The 17,966-nt window shown below is 71.1% G+C and carries 16 protein-coding genes and 1 pseudogene; 13 read left to right on the top strand and 4 right to left on the bottom strand.

All coding sequences use genetic code 11. The features are described from left to right. Positions 1 to 30 precede the first annotated feature (30 nt). The gene (locus O1G22_RS43865) at positions 31 to 1,287 is read left to right on the top strand and encodes an AfsR/SARP family transcriptional regulator (protein ID WP_270086854.1); all 1,257 of its coding nucleotides are present in this window, start codon (positions 31 to 33) and stop codon (positions 1,285 to 1,287) included. Between the two features lie 111 nt (positions 1,288 to 1,398). Here O1G22_RS43865 and O1G22_RS43860 read toward each other — a convergent pair whose 3' ends face one another. Beyond that, on the bottom strand, positions 1,399 to 1,851 hold the full coding sequence (locus O1G22_RS43860; protein WP_225101880.1) for a nuclear transport factor 2 family protein: 453 nt from the start codon (positions 1,849 to 1,851) through the stop codon (positions 1,399 to 1,401). A 398-nt stretch (positions 1,852 to 2,249) separates the two neighbouring features. On the opposite strand from O1G22_RS43860, the gene O1G22_RS43855 reads away from it, so the two are divergent. The 12 genes from O1G22_RS43855 (at position 2,250) to O1G22_RS43800 (ending at position 16,195) form a co-directional block, all read left to right on the top strand. Beyond that, entirely contained in the window at positions 2,250 to 4,019 is a 1,770-nt protein-coding gene (locus O1G22_RS43855; RefSeq protein WP_270086853.1) for an FAD-dependent monooxygenase, read from the top strand. Positions 4,020 to 4,121: 102 nt separating this feature from the next. Next, the gene (locus tag O1G22_RS43850) at positions 4,122 to 5,633 is read left to right on the top strand and encodes an MFS transporter (RefSeq protein WP_270086852.1); all 1,512 of its coding nucleotides are present in this window, start codon (positions 4,122 to 4,124) and stop codon (positions 5,631 to 5,633) included. A 253-nt stretch (positions 5,634 to 5,886) separates the two neighbouring features. Then, positions 5,887 to 6,516 (top strand): hypothetical protein, encoded by a 630-nt coding sequence (locus O1G22_RS43845; protein ID WP_270086851.1) that lies wholly within the window; start codon positions 5,887 to 5,889, stop codon positions 6,514 to 6,516. A 286-nt stretch (positions 6,517 to 6,802) separates the two neighbouring features. After that, positions 6,803 to 7,795, top strand: coding sequence for a mevalonate kinase (mvk, locus tag O1G22_RS43840; protein ID WP_270086948.1), 993 nt, complete (start codon positions 6,803 to 6,805; stop codon positions 7,793 to 7,795). Continuing rightward, a complete protein-coding gene (gene mvaD / locus O1G22_RS43835) occupies positions 7,788 to 8,852 on the top strand; it encodes a diphosphomevalonate decarboxylase (RefSeq protein ID WP_270086850.1) in 1,065 nt (354 codons plus the stop codon). Before mvk ends, mvaD begins: the two co-directional genes overlap by 8 nt. Beyond that, a complete protein-coding gene (locus tag O1G22_RS43830) occupies positions 8,849 to 9,964 on the top strand; it encodes a phosphomevalonate kinase (protein WP_270086849.1) in 1,116 nt (371 codons plus the stop codon). The genes mvaD and O1G22_RS43830 overlap by 4 nt, the downstream gene beginning before the upstream one ends. Continuing rightward, positions 9,961 to 11,073 (top strand): type 2 isopentenyl-diphosphate Delta-isomerase, encoded by a 1,113-nt coding sequence (fni, locus tag O1G22_RS43825; protein ID WP_270086848.1) that lies wholly within the window; start codon positions 9,961 to 9,963, stop codon positions 11,071 to 11,073. The genes O1G22_RS43830 and fni overlap by 4 nt, the downstream gene beginning before the upstream one ends. Continuing rightward, entirely contained in the window at positions 11,070 to 12,131 is a 1,062-nt protein-coding gene (locus O1G22_RS43820; protein WP_270086847.1) for a hydroxymethylglutaryl-CoA reductase, read from the top strand. The genes fni and O1G22_RS43820 overlap by 4 nt, the downstream gene beginning before the upstream one ends. 3 nt (positions 12,132 to 12,134) lie before the next feature. Further along, positions 12,135 to 13,304 (top strand): hydroxymethylglutaryl-CoA synthase, encoded by a 1,170-nt coding sequence (locus tag O1G22_RS43815; RefSeq protein WP_270086846.1) that lies wholly within the window; start codon positions 12,135 to 12,137, stop codon positions 13,302 to 13,304. A gap of 107 nt (positions 13,305 to 13,411) precedes the next feature. Then, a complete protein-coding gene (locus tag O1G22_RS43810; protein WP_270086845.1) occupies positions 13,412 to 14,389 on the top strand; it encodes a 3-oxoacyl-ACP synthase III family protein in 978 nt (325 codons plus the stop codon). A gap of 570 nt (positions 14,390 to 14,959) precedes the next feature. Beyond that, positions 14,960 to 15,466 (top strand): DUF6624 domain-containing protein, encoded by a 507-nt coding sequence (locus tag O1G22_RS43805; RefSeq protein WP_270086844.1) that lies wholly within the window; start codon positions 14,960 to 14,962, stop codon positions 15,464 to 15,466. A gap of 45 nt (positions 15,467 to 15,511) precedes the next feature. Next, on the top strand, positions 15,512 to 16,195 hold the full coding sequence (locus O1G22_RS43800; protein ID WP_270086843.1) for a hypothetical protein: 684 nt from the start codon (positions 15,512 to 15,514) through the stop codon (positions 16,193 to 16,195). Positions 16,196 to 16,268: 73 nt separating this feature from the next. Here the strand turns inward: O1G22_RS43800 and O1G22_RS43795 are convergent, their stop codons facing one another. The 3 genes and pseudogenes from O1G22_RS43795 to O1G22_RS43785 all read right to left on the bottom strand — a co-directional run bounded on the left by O1G22_RS43795 (position 16,269) and on the right by O1G22_RS43785 (position 17,893). Further along, on the bottom strand, positions 16,269 to 16,748 hold the full coding sequence (locus O1G22_RS43795; protein WP_270086842.1) for a hypothetical protein: 480 nt from the start codon (positions 16,746 to 16,748) through the stop codon (positions 16,269 to 16,271). 185 nt (positions 16,749 to 16,933) lie between these two features. Continuing rightward, positions 16,934 to 17,308, bottom strand: a pseudogene (locus O1G22_RS43790) (TetR/AcrR family transcriptional regulator); the annotation flags it as partial. A gap of 117 nt (positions 17,309 to 17,425) precedes the next feature. Further along, a complete protein-coding gene (locus O1G22_RS43785; RefSeq protein WP_270086841.1) occupies positions 17,426 to 17,893 on the bottom strand; it encodes a PhzA/PhzB family protein in 468 nt (155 codons plus the stop codon). Between the last annotated feature and the right edge of the window lie 73 nt (positions 17,894 to 17,966).

The following is a 17,966-nucleotide window of genomic DNA, read 5'->3' as shown; positions in this document are numbered from 1 at the left end:
CACAAGGCCGTGGAAATGGAGAGTTCACGGATGGCAGACGAAAAGGTCGATACCGGTAGGCCGGACAGGGAAGCCGGTCATCCCGATACGTGGCGCATCGCGGAACTGGAACGCGAGATCCAGGAGCTTCGCCGTACCAACGAGGCACTGCGCGTGTACGTGGCCAGAGAACTCGAACTCGATCCCGAAATCCCGGCAGCCGGACACGTGATCGCGGAAATCTTCGCGACGGATGGTGTCGTACAGGGCATCACGAACGGCGGTGGAAGCACCGCGGCCGCGCCACCCGGGCGAGCGGAGGACGTCCGGTGGGCCACGGAGCGGGCGGCGCAGAAGCCCGCACCGTCGCGCCCTCTGGTCGAGTTCCGCGCGCTGGGCCCGATCGAGGCCGCCGTCGGCGGCCGCCTCGTCGACCTGGGAGCGCCCAAGCAGCGCGCGCTGCTGGCGCTGCTGGTCAGCAAGGTGGGCCAGCCGGTGACCGTCGACGTGATCGTCGAGGAGCTGTGGACCGGGAACCCGCCACCGTCGGCGATCGCCTCCCTCCAGGCGTACGTCGCCAACCTGCGGCGCGTACTCGAACCCGGTCGCGCGCCCCGGACCCCGCCGACGGTGCTGCGCACCTATGGACGTGGCTATCTGCTCAACAGCCGGGTCGTCGAGGTCGACGTGCAGCGCTTCGGCGAGCGGGCCGTCGCCGGCTGGCAGGCGCTGGAGCGGGGTGACGCGCAGTCCGCGGTCCACGCGTTCGACGTGGCGCTGGCGCTGTGGCGCGGACAGGCGTACGCCGAGGTGGCCGACACTCCCTATGTGGGGCCGGACGTGGCGCGGCTGGACGAGCTGCGGCTGTCGGCGGTCGAGGGTCGCTGCGCGGCCCTGCTCGCGGCCGGCGCCCACGAGGTCGCGGTGGCCGAACTGGAGGCCTTCGTGCAGGCTCATCCCCTGCGCGAGTACGGGTGCGAGCTGCTGAGCCTGGCCCTGTACCGGGCGGGTCGTCAGGTCGACGCGCTGGCGGTGCTGCGCACCAACCAGCGGCGGCTGGCCGAGGAGTTGGGAATCGATCCGCGGCCGGCGCTGCAAGTGCTGGAGCAGCAGATACTCAACCAGGCACCGTCCCTGGACTGGCGGCCGCACCCCAGGGCGGTCACGGAGCCGGCCTGGCCTTCCGGGCGGTGGGGATCGGTGCCGCCCGCGCCCGTCCGGCCGTCGCCGGCCGCCATGGCACGGTCCTTGGCCGCGGGGCGGCTTCGTTCGGTCGCGCTGGCCGGCAGCGTTCCCGGTGGCGGCTGACCTCCGCCCCTCCCCGCCCACCCACGCAGCAGACCGCGGGCCACAGCGCGGTGCCCCCCTCGGCACGCCGAGGGGGGCACACCTGCGCGGCTTCACTGTGCCGGGGGATGGTCACGCATCCCGGGCCGGGCGAGGCGGAGAGCCCGCCAGCGGCGAGGAGTCCTCGTACCGGACCTCGTAGACGCGCTCGGTGAACTTCCAGCCCTCGTCGGTGCGCTGGTACCGGTCGTGGTAGATGGCGTAGTTCTGGCCCCCGCGGCCGTCGAGGCCACGCCCGACCTCGGAGATGTAGGTGCGGCCCGATGCGGTGTCGCCGCCGAGCTGGATCAGGCCCGGGTGTGTGTTCTGCACGAGGAAGTCCACCAGGTCCGGCACCCGCCTGCCCCAGGCGCGGATCGCCTCCCGGCCTTCGAGCTCGACGGGGATGTTGGGCATCCGCCACACGCCGTCCGGGGTGAACAGCGAAGCCACACGGTCGTAGTCACGCATCATCACCGCGTCGGTGAACTCGCCGCGCAGCGCCTCGATCTCGACGCGGTCCACGACGGCTTGAAGGTCACTCATCGCTTTCTTCCTTCTCATCGCCTTGCACTCGGAGCACGAGCGAACGGCACCGCCCACGGGGCGCCCGGTGGCCGGACGGTGTGTTCGCCTCGTCCGTTACGACAGGGCGGCCGTGCGGAATGTGACCGGTGCCCCGTCGTAGCAGGTCAGAAGGGACAACGGTGACCTGTCAAGCCGACGCCGACCCGCGCCATAGTGCGACTCAACCACCCCGACCGATGCTGGGGGACGCAGCATCGGCCGAAGAGCGTCGTCGTGGTGGCGTCGACCGTCGTATCCCGGGACGACAGACACATCGGTTGAACCGTTTCCCCGGCCCGCCCGCCGGCATCCAGGGTCCTTCGTGATCGCCTGACGCCCTGTATGTGGGCCGGCCCTCACCTTATGGAAGGCCGAATATGGAGGTTACCGAGGTTCCGGTCCTGATCGTGGGGGGCGGCGGCTGCGGCCTGTCCGCCTCCCTCTTCCTGTCGGACCACGGTGTGGGCCACGTGCTCGTGGAGCGGCACGCGGCCACGTCGATTCTCCCGAAGGCGCACTACATCAACCAGCGCACGATGGAGATCTTCCGCCAGCACGGCCTGTACGACACCGTGGTCGAACGCGCGGCGACCCCCGGGCAGTACGGCCGGGTGCGCTGGCAGACCACCCTCGCCGGCGACGGGCCGCTGGACCGGCGGGTGATCCATGAGATGGACGCCTTCGGCGGTGGCGCGACGACGGAGGTCTACGCGGCCGACGGCCCCGTGCTGCCGATCAAGCTGCCGCAGCTCAGGCTGGAGCCGATCCTGCGCAGGCAGGCCGAGGAGCGCAATCCCGGCCGGGTGCTCTTCTCCCGCGAACTGGTCTCCTTCACCGACGAGGGCGACCGGGTCGTCGCCGAGATCCGCGACCGCGACAGCGGCGAGGTGACCCGGATCGCCGCGCAGTACGTCATCGCCGCCGACGGCGGCCGTACGCTCGGCCCCCGGCTCGGCGTGCAGATGCAGGGCGTGACCAGGATGGCCGAGGTCACCACCGCGTACTTCACCGCGGACCTGTCCGCGTGGTGGCACGACGGCACCCTCATCACCTGGTTCATGAACCCCTACCGGCCCGATCTGAACAGCGCCCTGCTGGAGATGGGGCCGACCTGGGGCAGGCACTGCGAGGAATGGGGACTCACCTTCGCCCTGGGCGACGTGGACCGCTCCGACGACGCGGCGATCGCCGACCGGATGCGCGAGGTGCTGGGCCTGCCCGACCTCGACCTCACGGTGCACAAGGTGTCGCACTGGATGGTCGAGGGCGTGCTCGCCGACCGCTACCGGGCCGGCCGGGTGCTCATCGTCGGTGACGCCGCCCACCGCCAGCCGCCCACCACCGGGCTCGGCCTGAACGGCGGCATCCAGGACGTGCACAACCTCGCCTGGAAGCTGGCCGCGGTGGTCGCCGGCCGCGCCGACGACAGCCTGCTCGACACCTACGAGGCCGAGCGGCGGCCGATCGGCCGGCGCAACGTCGAATGGGGCCTGGCCAGTTGGTTCCACCACCGGACCATGACGGAGGCCGCGCTCGGGCTCGGCCCGCACGTCCCGCCGCAGCGCCGCCCGTCCGCGTTCACCCAGTACTTCGAGACGTCCGCGGTCGGCGAGGTCACCCGCGCCAGGGCGGCGGAGATCTTCGGCACCCACCGCGCCGAGTGCCAGGCGCACGACCTGGAGATCGGCTTCGCCTACGAGCAGGGGGCACTCGTCCCCGACGGGACCGAGCCGCCGCACCGCTCGCCCATGGGCGACGTCCACCATCCCACCACCCGCCCCGGCCACCGGCTGCCGCACGCCTGGATCGAGCGGGACGGCCGACGCCTGTCCACCCACGACCTGGTCGGGTCGTCGAACGGCTTCGCCCTGATCACCGGCCCTGTGGGCACCCCGTGGGCCGAGGCGGCCGAGGAGGTCGCCGCGAAGTTCTCGGTCCCCATCACCGTGGCCCGGATCGGGCCCGGCGCGGAGTACGCCGACGGTGGCTGGGCGGACGTACGGGAGATCGCCGACGACGGCGCCGTCCTGGTCCGCCCGGACAACCACGTGGCGTGGCGCTCCATGGGAGCCGCCGAGAACCCGGCAGACGTGCTGGGCCAGGTGATGTCCGAGGTGCTGGAGCAGGGTGCCGCGGACAAGCCCTAGCTGACGGGGCGCCACGGCGGCGGGGCCCGTCACATCCGGCTGCTGCGGCCTGTCATAGAGGTGAAGCAGCTTGAGCCCGACCGAGTATCTAGGAGACAGCTCATGTCCACACCCAGCGCCGTGCCTGCGGCAGCCGTGCCCATGGCAAAAGATTCACGGCGGTGGATCGTCCTCGCCGTCATCTGCGTCGCCTACCTCATGCTGACGCTCGACAACACGGTGATGAACCTGGCGTTGCCGTCGGCGCAGAAGGCGCTGCACTTCTCGGACACCGACAAGCAGTGGGTCGTGACGGCGTACGCGCTGTGCTACGGCAGCCTGCTGCTGTTCTGCGGCCGGCTGGCCGACCTGATCGGGCGCAAGGAGACGTTCATCGTCGGTCTGGTCGGCTTCGCGGCCGCCTCCGCCGTCGGCGGTGCCGCGGGCAGCTTCGGCATGCTGGTGGCCGCCCGCGCCTGCCAGGGTGTCTTCGCCGCGCTGCTGGCGCCCACCACTCTGTCGCTGCTGGCCACCACGTTCACCGACCCCAAGGAGCGCGGCAAGGCGTTCGGCGCCTTCAGCGCGGTCGCGGCCAGCGGCGGCGGCCTGGGCCTGCTGATCGGCGGCGCACTGACCTCCGCCCTCAACTGGCGCTGGTGCATGTACGTCAACCTGGTCTTCGCCGCCTTCGCGCTGATCGTCGGCTCCCCGCTGCTGACCCGGCAGCCGCGCACGGGCGCCCGGATGGACGTCCCCGGCGTGCTCCTGGTGTCCGGCGGCATGTTCGGCCTGGTCTACGGCTTCTCCAACGCGGGAACGCACAGCTGGCACACCACCTCCACCTGGGGCTTCCTCGCAGTCGGTGGCGTGCTGGTGATCCTTTTCGCCCTCTGGCAGCGCCGCGCCCAGAACCCGCTGCTGCCCCTGCGGGTCGTGCTCGACCGCAACCGCGCCGGCGCCTACATCACCAGTGCCGTCGTCGGCGCCGGCATGTTCGGCGTGCTTCTCTTCCTCATCTACTACATGCAGACCGACCTGGGCTACTCGGCGTTCAAGTCGGGTGTCGCCCTGCTGCCGATGGTGGCCGTCATCGCCGTGATGAGCAACGTGGGCAACATCCGGCTGATGCCGAAGGTCGGCCCGAAGCCGCTGATCCCGCTCGGCATGCTGTGCAACGCCGGCGGCATGGCCTGGCTGACCCGGATCCAGCCGGACTCCCACTACGCCTCGACGATCCTCGGACCGATCATGGTGATCGGCGTCGGCATGGGCTTGGTCTTCTCCGGCGCCCTGAGCACCGGCACCTCCGGGGTGCAGCCGCAGGACGCGGGTATCGCTTCGGCGACCATCAACGCCGGCCAGCAGCTCGGCGGCGCCATCGGCACCGCGCTGCTCAACACGATCGCGGCAAGCGCCGCCACCGGCTACCTGAACAGCCACGCCCACGGCAAGCCGGGTCCGGGGCTGTTCCAGCAGGCCGTGATCCACGGCTACCACAATGTGTTCTGGGTGTGCGCGGCCATCTTCGCGGGCGGCGCCGTCATCAGCGGTCTGCTGCTGCGCAAGGGCCCGCTGCCGGTGCCCGGCGCACCCGCCACCGAGCCGGCCGCCGAACCGGAAGTGGCGCACTCCTGACGCACGAATTGAACAATCCACGCGAGAGGGCCGGGTAACCGGCCCTCTTCCTTTTCCCGTCAACCTCGCCCCGGGCACTCCCGGGTCACGGACGAGGCTGACTGTATCGGGCCTCCAGCACTCTTCTGTACGTTCGTGTGGAAGCACTTGAAGGTATAGGTATGCATCGAGGGATGGGATACATGGCATCTCTCTTCGCCGGATGAAACCAACGGCCGTCGTCATCTCACGCATTAACGCCGCAGGAGATTCCATGCAGGTTCGGTCGTGTCCCAGAAATCACGCGCACAAGGGCCGCACCGCCGGCGATTCCGTCCTGTGCGACGCGTGCATCAGCCAGGTGGAGCGCAACCTGCGCACGCTGCCCGCCCTCCACCAGGAGTGCCTGCACCACGCATCGCCGACATCCAGGCGGAGCAACCCCACGAAGGTCTCGGGCAGCCGGACGCGAGACCATCTGAACGTCTCGGTGCTCGACGCCCGATACAACATTCTCGCCACCCTTGAATCCTGGGCCGAGGCTGTCTCGGAAGAACTCGACGTCGCCGTTCCGGCCCGCTCCGTCCCGCATCTGACACGCTTTCTGACGCGCCATCTGAAATGGCTGGCGTCCCAGCCTCCGGCCGTCGATTTCGCGGACGAGATGGAGAGTCTGGCCGCCGAACTGCGCGGCACGATAGACCCGGAATCCAACGATCTCCGAACTGCGATCCGGAAATGCGTCGTGGACAACTGCAGTGGAACGATCAGCACATCGCTGAGGAACAGCGGAAGGATGCCGAGGGGCAGCATCGAATGCTCCGCCGGACACTCCTGGGAAATGCATGAGTGGCTGAATCTGAGGCACCTCATGGAACAGCAGCGAAAGGGGGTCAGGGTATGACCAAGCCGCCACGTCACCGGCTCGTCCCGACCAATGTGGCCGCACTGGCCGTGGGGGTGTCCGAAGCAACCATTCGCAAGTGGGTGAGCCGGGGGAAGATCACGCGCTACGGGGCACCGAACTGCCGCTCCGAGTTCGACATCGACGAACTCACGCGGATCGCCCTCCAGCGTCGCCCCTGCCCACCGCGACACCCTCACTGACCAGTTCCTGAGCAGTCGACCGGACTATGCGATCCCACCGCAGCAACGAGAAGGGAAGCTGAGCGTTGACTCCACCGACCTCTGTGGAGGGGGTGTCGGGGCACCACCGGACTCGCACCGTCGGCATCGGTCGCGCCCATGCGAAGGCCATTCTGCTGGGAGAGCACGCGGTCGTGTACGGGGCTCCCGCGCTGGCCGTGCCGATCCCCCAGCTCTCGGCCACGGCGAGCGCCGGCTGGTCCCACGGTCCCGCGGACACCTCCGGCGGCGAGGGCAACCTGTCCTTCACCATGACCGGTTCGGTGTCGCGGGCGATGGTGACACAGGTCTCCGGCGGGCTGCGCCGGCTGACCGCCGCCTTCAAGGCGCGTACGGGCGTGAGGGACCACGCGCACCTCGACGTGATCGTCGACGGCACCATCCCGCCGGGCCGCGGGCTCGGCTCCAGCGCCGCCACCTCGCGGGCCATCGTCCTCGCCCTGGCCGATCTCCACGACCGTGAACTGACCGGCTCCGCCGCGTTCGAGCTGGTGCAGACCGCGGAGAACGTGGCGCACGGCCGGGCCAGCGGGGTCGACGCCATGGCCGTCGGCGCGGCGGCGCCGCTGCGGTTCCAGGCGGGCCAGGCCCACGAACTGAGCGTCGGCTGCGACACGTTGCTCGTCGTGGCCGACAGCGGCACCTACGGCAGCACCAAGGAAGCGGTCGAGCTGCTGCGCGCGGGATTCCGGCGGGACGGCACGCGGGAGAGCTTCCTGCACCGCGCCCGTGTGCTCGTCGACACGGCCGCCCTGGCCCTGGCCGAGGGCCGGCCGCTGGAGGCGGGCGCGCAGTTGACGCACTATCACGAGCTGCTGGCAACGGCCGGGCTCAGCACCGACCGGATCGATGCCCTGGTCGAGGCCGCGCTGGACGCGGGCGCGCTCGGCGCGAAGATCACCGGCGGCGGCCTGGGCGGCTGCGTGATCGCGCTGGCCCGGCCGGAACACACCAGGAACGTCACCGTCCGACTCCACGACGCCGGCGCCGTGCAGACCTGGGTCGTACCCCTGAGGAGGCACGCCGACCATGTCTGAGCAGCTCATCACCCTGATCGACCTGGCGGAGCCCGGCGAGTGGCGGGGCACCCCGGGCCGCGCCACCGCGGTGGCGCACCCGAACATCGCGCTGGTCAAGTACTGGGGCAAGCGCGACGAGAAGCTCGTCCTGCCCCGTACCGACAGCCTGTCGATGACCCTGGACATCTTCCCCACGACCACCACCGTCCGTCTCGCCCCCAGAGCCGGGCAGGACACGGTGACCTTCAACGGCAGGCCCGCGACCGGCGAGGCGCTGCGCCGTATCGTCGCCTTCCTGGACCTGGTCCGGGACCGGGCGGGTAGCTCTGAGCGGGCTGTCGTGGACACCGAGAACACCGTGCCGACCGGGGCGGGTCTGGCGTCCTCCGCGAGCGGGTTCGCCGCGCTGGCGGCCGCTGCCGCCGCCGCGTACGGGCTCGGTCTCGATGCCACCGAGCTGTCCCGGCTGGCCCGGCGCGGCTCCGGATCCGCCTCGCGGTCGGTGTTCGGCGGCTTCGCCGTCTGGCACGCCGGGAGCGGTACGCCCGAGGAGGCCGACCTCGGCTCCTACGCCGAGCCGGTGCCCGCCGCCGCTCGCGACCTCGACCCCGCCCTCGTCATCGCCGTGGTCGACGCCGGGCCCAAGGCCGTCTCCAGCCGGGAGGCCATGCGCCGTACAGTCGACACCTCGCCGCTGTTCGAGCCGTGGGCCGTCTCCAGCAAGGACGACCTGACGCAGATGCGCGCCGCGCTGCTGGCCGGTGACCTCGAAGCGGTCGGGGAGATCGCGGAGCGCAACGCCCTCGGCATGCACGCGACCATGCTCGCCGCCCGCCCCGCCGTGCGCTACCTGGCCCCCGCCACCCTCCGCGTCCTCGACAGCGTGCTGCAACTGCGCCGGGACGGCCTCCTGGCCTACGTCACCATGGACGCCGGCCCCAACGTCAAGGTGCTGTGCCGCAGGGTGGACGTCGAGCGGGTGGCCGCGGTCGTCCGCGGCGCCGCCGCCGGCGGTGCCGTACACATCGCCCGCCCTGGACCGGGCACCCGCCTGCTGAACGCGGACGGACGATGACCGGCGGGCGGGCGGTCGTCCGGAGCGCTCCGGGCAAGCTGTTCATCGCGGGCGAGTACGCGGTGGTGGAGCCCGGCACCCCGGCGATCGTCGTGGCCGTGGACCGGGAGGTCACGGTCACCGTGCGCGGCGCGGCCGGGCCCGGTGTCGTGATCACCTCCGATCTCGTCGACCGGGCGATGCGCTGGCAGTGGCGGGGCGAGCGGCTCCAGGTGTCCCCGGGGCAGGACGAGGAGCGGGTGCGCGGCGCGGCGGCCCATGTGGTGGCGGCCGTCGAGACGGTGGCCGCTCTGCTGGCCGAACGCGGCCTGCCCGCACCGGAGTTGAGCGTCTCGGTCAGCAGCGCCCTGCACGACGGGGGCAGGAAGTTCGGGCTGGGTTCCAGTGGCGCGGTGACCGTGGCGACCGTCGCGGCCGTGGCGGACCACTGCGGCCTCGGCCTGTCGCGTGCGGACCGGTTCCGGCTGGCGCTGCTCGCCACGGCCCGGATCGACCCCAAGGGCTCCGGCGGTGATCTCGCCGCCAGCACCTGGGGCGGCTGGATCGCCTACCAGGCCCCCGACCGCGCCTTCGTGCTCGACCTGGCGCGGCGCCGGGGCGTCGGGGAAGCGCTGCGCGCCCCCTGGCCGGGGCTCGACGTGCGCCCGCTGCCGGCGCCGCGGGCCTTGCGTCTGGAGGTCGGCTGGACCGGCCGTCCGGCGTCCACCACCTCGCTCGTCGGCGACCTGCACCGGCGCACCTGGCGGGGCAGCGCCTCGCACCGCGACTTCGTCAAGACCAGCACCGACTTCGTGACCGCCGCGATCGACGCGCTCCACAGCGGTGACGACAAGGCACTGCTGCACCAGATCCGGCGCGCCCGGCAGGAGCTGGCCCGCCTGGACGCCGAGGCGCACCTCGGCATCTTCACCCCCGAGCTGACGGCGCTGTGCGCGGCGGCCGAGGCCGTCGGCGGCGCGGCCAAGCCGTCGGGGGCGGGCGGCGGCGACTGCGGCATCGCCCTGCTGGACGCCACGGCCGAGCACGACATCGCGCACGTACGGAAACGGTGGGCCGCGAGCGGAGTGCAGCCCCTGTCCGTCGGTCCCACCCCGGAAAGGAACGAGGAATGACCAGCGCTCAACGCAAGGACGACCATGTCCGCCTGGCCATGGAGCAGCACCGTGCGCACAGCGGCCTCAACCAGTTCGACGAGGTGTCCTTCGTGCACCACGCCCTGGCGGGCATCGACCGGCCGGACGTCTCGCTGGCCACCTCCTTCGGCGGCATCGAGTGGCAGGCCCCGCTCTACATCAACGCCATGACCGGCGGCAGCGCCAAGACCGGTGAGATCAACCGGGACCTGGCCACCGCCGCCCGCGAGAGCGGCGTCGCCATCGCCTCGGGCTCCATGAACGCCTACCTCAAGGACCCGTCGTGCGCGCACACGTTCAGCGTGCTGCGCACCCACAACCCCGACGGGTTCGTCATGGCCAACATCAACGCGACGACCTCGGTCGACAACGCCCGGCGTGCCATCGACCTGCTGCGGGCCGACGCCCTGCAGATCCACGTCAACACGGCCCAGGAAACTCCCATGCCGGAGGGCGACCGGTCGTTCTCGTCGTGGGTCGGGCAGATCGAGCAGATCGCGGCCGGCGTCGACGTCCCCGTGATCGTCAAGGAGGTCGGCAACGGCCTGAGCCGGCAGACCGTCCTGCTGCTGCAGAACCTGGGCGTGCGGGTGGCCGACCTCGCCGGGCGGGGCGGCACCGACTTCGCCCGCATCGAGAACGGGCGCCGGGAGCTGGCCGACTACGCGTTCCTGCACGGCTGGGGCCAGTCCACCGCGGCCTGTCTGCTGGACGCCCAGGACGTGGCTCTGCCGGTGCTCGCCTCCGGCGGCGTACGCAACCCCCTCGACGTGGCCCGCAGCCTGGCACTCGGCGCCCGTGCCGTCGGCGTGTCGGGCGGGTTCCTGCGCACGCTCATGGACGACGGGGTCCCGGCGCTCGTCGCGCAGATCACGACCTGGCTCGACCAGCTGGCGGCGCTCATGACCATGCTCGGCGCCCGCACCCCGGCCGACCTCACCCGCTGCGACGTGCTGATCCACGGCTCCCTGCGCGACTTCTGCGCCGACCGGGGCATCGACACGAGCCGCCTCGCCCAGCGCTCGGCCTCCACGCACTCCCTCGCATCCATCGACACCCTCCACGACCTGACGGGAAGCACACGATGACCGACACCCACGCGCTCGCCGGCGTCCCGATGCAGTGGGTCGGGCCGCTCCGCATCTCCGGCAACGTCGCCACCACCGAGACCCATGTGCCGCTGGCCACCTACGAGTCGCCGCTGTGGCCGTCGGTGGGCCGGGGCGCGAAGGTGTCCCGGCTGGCCGAGAAGGGCATCGTCGCGACCCTCGTGGACGAGCGGATGACCCGCTCGGTGCTGGTCGAGGCGACCGACGCGCAGACCGCGCTGACGGCCGCCCGCACCATCGAGGCCCGCAAGGGCGAGCTGCAGGAGGTCGTCCGCACCTGCAGCCGCTTCGCCGAGCTGATCGAGATCCGGCACGAGATCAACGCCAACCTGCTGTTCATCCGCTTCGAGTTCCGCACCGGGGACGCCTCCGGCCACAACATGGCCACCCTCGCCTCCGACGTGCTCCTGAAGCACCTGCTGCAGACGGTCCCGGGCATCTCCTACGCGTCGATCTCCGGCAACTACTGCACGGACAAGAAGGCCACCGCGATCAACGGCATCCTCGGGCGTGGCAAGAACGTGGTCACCGAGCTGCTCGTCCCGCGTGACGTGGTCCACGACGTCCTGCACACCACGGCCGCGAAGATCGTCGAGCTGAACATCCGCAAGAACATGCTCGGCACCCTGCTCGCCGGCGGCATCCGCTCGGCCAACGCCCACTTCGCGAACATGCTGCTCGGCTTCTACCTGGCGACCGGCCAGGACGCGGCCAACATCGTCGAGGGCTCCCAGGGCGTCGTGATGGCCGAGGACCGCGACGGCGACCTGTACTTCGCCTGCACCCTGCCGAACCTGATCGTGGGCACGGTGGGCAACGGCAAGGGCCTGGCCTTCGTGGAGACGAACCTGACCCGGCTCGGCTGCCGGGCCGACCGCGCGCCCGGCGAGAACGCCCGGCGTCTCGCCGTCCTCGCCGCGGCGACGGTGCTGTGCGGCGAACTCTCGCTGCTCGCGGCACAGACGAACCCGGGTGAGCTGATGCGTGCTCACGTCCAGCTGGAACGCGACAACAAGACCGTAGAGGTTGGTGTTTGAGGCATGTCCCTGTCCATCGGAATCCACGATCTGTCGTTCGCGACGGGCGAGTACGTCCTGGAGCACACCACGCTCGCCGCCCACAACGGCACCGACATCGGCAAGTACCACGTGGGCATCGGCCAGGAGTCGATGAGCGTGCCCGCCGCCGACGAGGACATCGTGACCATGGCCGCGTCCGCCGCCGCGCCCATCATCGCCCGGCACGGCGGGGACCGGATACGGACGGTCGTCTTCGCGACCGAGTCGTCCATCGACCAGTCGAAGGCCGCTGGCGTGTACGTCCACTCGCTGCTCGGCCTGCCGTCGGCGTGCCGGGTCGTGGAGCTGAAGCAGGCCTGCTACGGCGCGACGGCGGCCCTGCAGTTCGCCATCGGCCTGGTGCGGCGCGACCCCGCGCAGCAGGTCCTCGTGATCGCGTCCGACGTCTCCAAGTACGAGCTGGACAGTCCGGGCGAGTCGACGCAGGGCGCCGCCGCGGTGGCCATGCTGGTCGGCGTGGACCCGGCCCTCGTACGCATCGAGGACCCCTCGGGCCTGTTCACCGCCGACGTCATGGACTTCTGGCGGCCCAACTACCGCGCCGCCGCGCTCGTGGACGGCCAGGAGTCCATCAACGCCTACCTCCAGGCGGCCGAGGGCACCTGGAAGGACTACACGGAGCAGGGCGGCCGCTCGCTGGAGGAGTTCGCCGCGTTCTGCTACCACCAGCCGTTCACGAAGATGGCCACCAAGGCCCACCGCCACCTGCTGAACTACTGCGGCAAGGACACCGACAACGACGCCGTCGCCGCCGCCATCGGTCTGACCACGGCCTACAACCGGGTGATCGGCAACAGCTACACCGCGTCGGTGTACCTGGGCCTGGCCGCGCTGCTCGACCAGGCCGAGGACCTGACCGGCCGCTCCATCGCCTTCCTCAGCTACGGCTCCGGCAGCGTCGCCGAGTTCTTCGCCGGCACCCTGGTCGCCGGTTACCGCGACCACCTGCGCACCGAGCAGAACCACACGGCGATCGCCCGGCGCACGCCCGTCAGCTACGCCGAGTACCGCGAGCTGCACGAGTACTCCCTGCCCACCGAGGGCGGCGACCACGCCACCCCGGCACAGACCACCGGCCCCTTCCGGCTGGCCGGGATCAGCGGCCACAAGCGCATCTACGAGACGCGCTAGATGACACCGCCCCGGCCCCGGCGCGCGGGCAGTCCGTGGAGGCTGCCCGCGCACAGGTCCGTCCGTGCATTCCATTGCAAGGTCCCAGACGAGGGGAGGGCAGCCGCATGACTGACGTCAGGATCCTCGGTACGGGCGCCTATCTGCCGGAACGAGTTGTCTCCAACGACGAGGTCGCCGCGCCGGCCGGGGTCGACGACGCCTGGATCATCGGCAAGACGGAGATCCGCGCGCGCCGCTGGGCCGCTGCCGACGAGGCCACCTCCGACCTGGCCACGGCGGCCGGGCGGGCCGCACTCGAAGCGGCCGGCATCACCGCGGCCCAGCTGTCGGTCATCGTGGTCGCCACGTCCACCCCGGACCGCCCCCAGCCGCCCACCGCCGCGTACGTCCAGGGCAGTCTCGGCGCGATCGACGCGGCGGCGTTCGACGTCAACGCGGTGTGCTCCGGCGAGGTGTTCGCGCTGTCCGCCGCCGAGGGCGTCCTCGCGCGCCGGGGCGGCCACGCGCTGGTCATCGGCGCGGACCTGTACTCACGCATCCTGAACCCGACCGACCGCAGGACGGTCGTCCTGTTCGGCGACGGCGCCGGCGCCATGGTCCTGGGCCCGGCCTCTCACGGTCCCCGCATCCGCGACCTGTCCCTGCACACGTTCGGCGAGTTCTCCGGCCTGATCGAGGTGCCCGGCGGCGGCAGCCGGCTCCCCCTGGACGAGCAGGCCCTGGCTGCGGGACAGCAGTACTTCACGATGGACGGCCGAGGCGTACGCCGCTTCGTGGCGGACCATGTGCCGCAGCTGATCAAGCAGTTCCTGCACGAGGCCGGCGTCGCCCCCGACGACATCCGCCACTTCATCCCGCACCAGGCCAACGGCGTCATGCTGGACTCCCTCTTCGAGGAACTGGCCCTGCCGAACGCCACCATGCACCGGACCCTCCAGGAGTACGCCAACACCGGCGCCGCCTCCATCCCGATCACCCTGGACTCGGCCCGCCGCATGGGCACCCTGCAGCCGGGCGAACTGGTCCTGCTGGCCGCGTTCGGAGGGGGGATGGCGGCGGGGGTGGCGTTGGTGGAGTGGTGACAGGGCCTCGGGCCATAGCCGACGATGGCCCGCTTCCCGCCTGTGGGAGGGGGCCATGGTCGAGCCGGTCAGCGGCTGGCGCCCTCCGGCCACAGCACCCGCACCGGGACGCCGGTCCGCTCGGCGTACGCCACGACGTCCGCCGTCCCGCCGTAGCCCCGTGCAGGCTTGCCGCGACCTGCGCGCATGCCCGTGCTGCGCCGGGATGTACGGGGTCCAGGCGGTCGACCAGTGACCGCAGCCGACGACTTTCCAGCCGAGCTGGACCAGTGGACCGACCGCAATTGGGCGGGCTACCGGCGTGGGGTCAAGGACGGTGAGGGCGATCGACGCCGTGCAGCGTCGTCGGCGCCGGGCTCCGCGCGAGGCGCGGACGCAGGCGCGCCGGTGACCGTCACAACGGTACCTCGTGCGGCCTGGGTGGGTGACCTGGTCCGCGACACGTCCCAGAGCGGTCAGGCCGTCCTGACCGACGTGCGGTCAGGCGTGCCGTACCTGCGCCCTCTGGCGGCCCCGCCTTCGTGCACGCGAAACCCGCGCCGGCCAACGTCTACGAAGGGACCAGACCCCATGTTGTTGCCCGGCATCGCCGCCGAACTGCTCGTGAGGAAGGCTGCCGACCAGGAAGTCCGGCAGCAGGCCTCCCGATCGGGGGACCCTGAGGACGGCGGGAAGATCACGACCATCGACCGGGACAACACCGCCTGGTTGAAGTGGATCGTCGGCGAGCATGGTTGGCCCGGTGTCGATCTCGTCGGGGAGGAAGGCGCCGACGCCGCGTGGCTGCTCGCTCAGCACGCCGACCAGGACCTGGCCTTCCAGCAGCGGGCGTTGGACCTGGTGGCGCACGCGGCACTCGCCGGGCAGGTGCCCGTGCACCACTACGCGTACCTCCTCGACCGCTGCCGGGTCGGCGAGGGACGCCGGCAGTTGTACGGCACGCAGTACCACGACAACGGCACGGGCACCGCGATCAAGGCATACCCGATCGAGGACCCGGAGCGGCTGGCCGAGCGCCGCACGGCCCTCGGCCTGGAGCCGCAGGCGGCGTACGAGCGCAAAGTCCTCCCGCACTAGCCGATGCGGACGCGGTGAAACCGCGGTGCATGGCGCAGCGTCTTGATGCCCGAGACCGGGAGAACGTATCCGATTGACGCCATCTCGGGCCTGTCTGAACGTATCGAGAGAGGCTGGTTCGACATGACACGCCGGAACCGTTCCCTGTACCGCGGTGCCGCTCTGGGGATGGCCGCTGCCGCGGTGGCGCTGCTGACGAGCTGCACGCAGAACAGCGGCACTGCGCACAGCAACAATCCGAACGCAGTGCAATCGCCTTCTTCGTCGGCCGTGGCGTCCGCAGCGGTGGGTACGTCGGCCGGGCGCACTGCCGTCGGCTCCTCGGCCAAGACCACCGGCTCCTCGGCCAGGACCGGCGGCTGCCGGTCGTTGCTCGCATCGCCCACCGTCAAGGCGGGCGTCACGGCGGCCTATCGCAGACAGGCTCAACCGCCCCTCACCCACATCGCCCCGGTCAAGGGCACGTTCTACTACGGCAGTTGCGACGGGACCTTCTACGCCGGAACCCGATTCCAGCTCACTCCCGGCAGCACGGAGGCGGAGCAGGTCGCCCTGCAGGACGACGGAGCCGCGATGAAGTACTTCGTCGATCGCCCCGGCGCCGGTTGGCGCTACGTGGCCAGCGACAGTTTCCCCGCCGGCCCTCGGGGGTGTGCGGCCATCACGCAGATCCCGGCCCGACTCGCCGCCCTGTGGAACGACTGCAGGTCCACAGCGGGACAGCAGTGACGGCCGGAGCCCGCCGACACCACACACCCCCTGTCCGGTGCCGGGGGTGCGGCGCGGTCGCCGCGGCCCGCGGTCATGCGACGTCCCGCGGGTCCGGTGCCGGACCGTAGTCTTCGCCGTGATCCCTGGTCAGCGCGGCCAGCAGCTCGGGGTCGGAGTAGACCTCGGCGGTGTGCTGCCAGGCGATGAGCAACTGGGCGACGGACGCGCTGTTGCCGACCGAGTCGGCGGCACGCATGGTGTCGACCAGTTCGACGGCGAAGGCGTGGAGATCGGCCTCGGGCAGGAAACGGACCCAGGGGAAGGCATCCGGCAGTATGTCGAGGAGCAGTTCCATGCTGCCGGGCTCGCGGCGCGCCATCGCGGCCGGCATCCGGGTGGCGGCCGACACCACGGTCTGGTCCTGCTCGGCCCGCGCCGCGGTGGTGAGGACCAGATCCTCGCCGTCTCTGCGGTGCAGGAGCAGTCTCGGCGATTCCTGGAGCCGGGCAAGCGTCTGCTTGTTCTTGTTCACCAGCTCGGAAAAGTTCACGGCTGCGCTCTCGCCACTCATGACCTTGCAAATACTTCGAAACTCGGTCCAGAGCCATCACTCGAAAGGGGGGCGCATCCGGCCAGGTCTCCGGCTTCGGCAGGCCGGACACCGGTCTGCGCTTCGGCGGGCGGCCGCCTTGCCACATCCGGCGATCACGCCGACGGACTCACCTGCCGCCGGTCACCCGATCCGCCGGACAGGGCCTAGCTCGGGCGGATTGCCGCCTCGATGTGGGCGAGTTGGGCGGCGAGGATCTCTTCGAACGCGGCGCGGCGGTCCGCCCCCAGGGGACGGACGTCGCGGGCGAAGTGGGCCAGGGCGGGGAAGCGTTCGGGGGCGGCGCCCAGTACCGCGACGCGGAACAGCTCCATGCCCTGGTCGTACTCCTCGGGGGTGATGGTGCTGACCCCGGCCTCGGAGGCGATCAGTGCGGCGAGAAGGCCCGCGATCCGGTGGTAGCGCTCCGGGATCTGCTCGTCGGGCAGTCCGGACGCTCGCAGGGCCTGCAGCACCTCTTCCATGGCCGGCCGGGAACCGGTGCCGCCTGACGCGTAGCGTCCCCAGACCGCCGCGAGCTGGAGGCTCGACTCCTCGGGCAAGCCGCAGCCCCATCCCATCGACGACGCGCCTGCGGCCTTCTACCGCGTGGCGATGTACGGCTGACCGGGCGGGGCCGGCTGTCCGCGGGACCGGTGTCAGGACGAGGGGATCCAGTCCCGGTTGATGCACGGGGTCTCGATGCCGAGCGACTTCATCTGCTCGATCGGGTTGGTGTGCTCCCGGCTGGTGGCGATCTGCCCGTCCCGCAGTGTGAAAGCGTGGATGAAGTGGTTGCGGTAACGGCCCTCGGGATAGCCGGGGAAGCGGATCGTTCCCTGGCCGTCGCACTCGACCCAGATGACGGACGGGTCCTGGGTCTCGTAGAGGTGCACGTCGGACCACTGCCAGTCGGGCAGCACCTCAAGGGACAGCTCGCCATGCCGCCGCAGCATCTCGCGGCCCACGATGACGATGGGCCTGCCGATGTCGGTGTAGAACAGGGATGCGGTGCCGTCCTCGGTGTAGAGGGTGTACCGGCTGAGGCGGGCCTCGGCACCGGTGCGCAGGTACTGCTCCACGGCCCGCCGGTTGCGGGCCCGCAGGTCGTGGTGGTCGGTGAACACCGACGTGACGGGCGCGGTCTGGGGGGCGGACGAGAAAGTGATGATGTCTCCCAGGAAACTCGCAGGAACGGTG

The organism is Streptomyces camelliae (assembly GCF_027625935.1).
GTDB classification, from domain to species: Bacteria; Actinomycetota; Actinomycetes; order Streptomycetales; family Streptomycetaceae; genus Streptomyces; species Streptomyces camelliae.
This window is presented reverse-complemented; position numbering and strand designations above follow the sequence as displayed.